Genomic DNA, 1,273 nt, shown 5'->3' with positions numbered 1-1,273 from the left:
TGATGGTGTGGATGGCTCCACCAGCGGCTTCGCGTTGTGCCAAGGTGGGTCTGTGAAAGCCCGCACCTGAGAGGAGCCATCCATGGACCAACCCAACACCATCGGCCTCGATCTGGCCAAGAGCGTTTTCCAAGTTCACGGAGTGGACACGGAAGGCACGGTCATCTGCCGCCGTCAGTTGCGGCGGTCGCAGGTCCTGGTGTTCTTTGCCCGGCTGGGCCCTTGCCTCGTTGGCATGGAAGCCTGCGCGGGGGCCCATCATTGGGCGCGAGAACTGGCACCCCTTGGCCATGAAGTCCGTCTCATGCCGCCCGCCTATGTGAAGCCCTACGTGAAGAGGGGCAAAACTGATGCCGCTGATGCCGAGGCCATTTGCGAGGCGGTGACCCGCCCGACGATGCGCTTCGTGCCGGTGAAGTCGGCGCAGCGGCAGGCGGCCCTGCTCGATCACAAGGCACGGGACTTCCTCGTCCGGCAGAGAACGCAAATCGTAAACGCGATCCGTGCGCACCTCGGCGAGTTCGGGATCGTCGTGCCGAAGGGAATCCATAACGTCGATCGCCTGCTCGACGCAGCCCGCGACGTGCATTCTACGGCGCGTCCGGCGCTGGACATGCTGGCCGGTCAACTGCGCGACACACAGGCCCGGATCGAAGAGGTCACCGCGCGGATCGGGGAGATGCAGGGCGAAGACGCGCTGGCGCGTCGACTTGCGACGGTACCCGGGGTGGGTACGATTTCGTCCAGCGCGTTTGCGGCCACCACCCCCGATGTGGCCGCCTTCCGCAGCGCGCGCGACTACGCGGCGTGGCTCGGCCTGACGCCGCGAGCTCATTCCAGTGGCGGGAAAGAGAGGCTCGGGCGGATTTCCAAGGCTGGCAATCGGTACCTGCGCAGGCTGCTTTACCTCGGCGCCATGGCCCAGATCAGCGCGCGGCGCGGACGTAGAGAGGGTGCATCAGGCCGGGTGCCGGACTGGATCGACCGGATGCTCGCCCGCAAGCCCGTAAAGGTGGTCGCTATCGCACTGGCTAACCGCATGGCCCGGACGATCTGGGCGCTGATAAGGCGGGGCGACAGCTACCGGAACACCATGGCTTGAGACGATAAAGAACGGCCAGGCAAAGAACGGCCAAGCCGGTCGCGAACCGGCAGGCCCAGAGATGGTGAGGCGCAGCGTGAGGTGATGGCACAGGGACGGTAAGAAGCGGAACGGGATACCCAGTTCGGACCGGAGCACCTCGAAGTGCGTGCCATTGATCGGGACCCGCCC

General features: G+C 65.5%; 1 protein-coding gene. It reads left to right on the top strand.

The genetic code is table 11. The annotated features are described in order from the left end of the window. The first annotated feature begins 82 nt into the window (after window positions 1-82). Window positions 83-1,102 (top strand): IS110 family RNA-guided transposase, encoded by a 1,020-nt coding sequence (locus tag RBB42_RS28055; RefSeq protein WP_305972722.1) that lies wholly within the window; start codon window positions 83-85, stop codon window positions 1,100-1,102. Window positions 1,103-1,273: the final 171 nt, after the last annotated feature.

The organism is Mameliella sp. MMSF_3455 (assembly GCF_030733205.1).
Taxonomy (GTDB): domain Bacteria; phylum Pseudomonadota; class Alphaproteobacteria; order Rhodobacterales; family Rhodobacteraceae; genus Antarctobacter.
The sequence above is the reverse complement of the archived record's forward strand: the minus strand, read 5'-3'. Positions and strand labels throughout refer to the sequence as shown.

What these genes read in the sequence shown, in the direction of transcription:
- RBB42_RS28055 (WP_305972722.1), top strand. Translation starts at nt 83, where the DNA reads ATGGACCAACCCAACACCATCGGCCTCGATCTGGCCAAGAGCGTTTTC.